The 1,279-nt window shown below is 39.7% G+C and carries 1 protein-coding gene; it reads right to left on the bottom strand.

What is annotated here, in order from left to right:
• Positions 1-71: 71 nt before the first annotated feature.
• The gene (locus ACTNBK_RS17025) at positions 72-1,214 is read right to left on the bottom strand and encodes a restriction endonuclease subunit S (protein WP_441147881.1); all 1,143 of its coding nucleotides are present in this window, start codon (positions 1,212-1,214) and stop codon (positions 72-74) included.
• Between the last annotated feature and the right edge of the window lie 65 nt (positions 1,215-1,279).

Genomic DNA, 1,279 nt, shown 5'->3' with positions numbered 1-1,279 from the left:
GGCTGCGGCAGCATCGCCCAGGATGGAAGCCAGCGGCTTCCATCCTGACCGACGCTCTGATTAACTAAGTTCTACCGTGCAGGTGTCCAGCTTGCACTTGCAATTTGCGAAGAATAAATAACTTCTATCGTAGTTGCATTGCTCATAAGGGTAAATTGGTCTTTAACAAAGTCTGATTCATTAAAAATGAGCTGTAACAGTTCAGGTATAATCATTTCTTTGTCTACTCTAAATTTGATAATACATGGGTGCAAGATACCCTCATTAGCCCCTTCTGGAACAATAGCAACTTTTCCAATCGTGCCTCTTGTAGTAATAAGGATATCGCCAGGATATACAGCAAAGCTTCGCATTTCCTGAAATTTCTCTTCAGAAACAAAGGTAGTATTTTCTGAAAAATTATTGTCGAGAACAACTCGTTGATTATATACCCATTTACCCTCATCTGTGAAATCACTACCTGAGAGTGCACTTCCAAAAGGACCTACTTTCATACTATCTGAGCTGTTTTCCAGCATAAATTTCAGCCTTTTAAAATCCCAATGCGCCGGAATTTTCCCAATCCATTCAACCCCACTGTCCTTCATCGGCACAGACTTGTCCAGCCCCTTGGTTACTGTTTCGGTAATCAGGGACTTTTTGTATTGCTGCAAAAGCACAATCTGTTTTTCCAAATCTGCGGCAATGCTGTCAATCTGGGCACATTCTTTGTCGAGAAAATCTGCGATAGCTTGCTGTTCTGTAATTTCAGGAAAGTATGCAATAAAATTACCTATTTTTTCTTGTGAAAGAGAGGCCATTACTGTACCATCCTGAGCATACTCTGTGTAACCATTAAATACCGAACTACTCATCAGCCAGAAAAGAAATCGGTTATCAAATTTGTTTTCAAGCGGACGAATAAGCAATAGATGGCTATTTAAAGAAGCTTTACCTGGTAGTGTATCCACGTATGCCATTTTGCCAACTGTGCCGTCCTTTGTAACCAGCAAATCACCTACTTTTAATTGAATTTCAGGTGCTTGATTGTACCGTTCATCTGAAATATGATAGCTTCTATCAAATTGAATCTTACCATTTTCAAAATCTGTACCAGTTATAAGGTAAGGGCCCTCATCAATAAATTCATCAGCAGTAAGGCCTTGCCAACCAATTCTTCCTTTTAGATAGCTAAGGAACCTCTGAATAAAAGCCTTTATCCTGTTTCTACTCAATGTATTAGCCGCCATTTGCGCTTGGTTAAGGTGATTTCAGTGCAAAATAGCCATTATTTATCTGC

It is taken from the genome of Intestinimonas sp. HCP28S3_D6 (genome assembly GCF_052065695.1).
Taxonomy (GTDB): domain Bacteria; phylum Bacillota; class Clostridia; order Oscillospirales; family Oscillospiraceae; genus Intestinimonas.
This window is presented reverse-complemented; position numbering and strand designations above follow the sequence as displayed.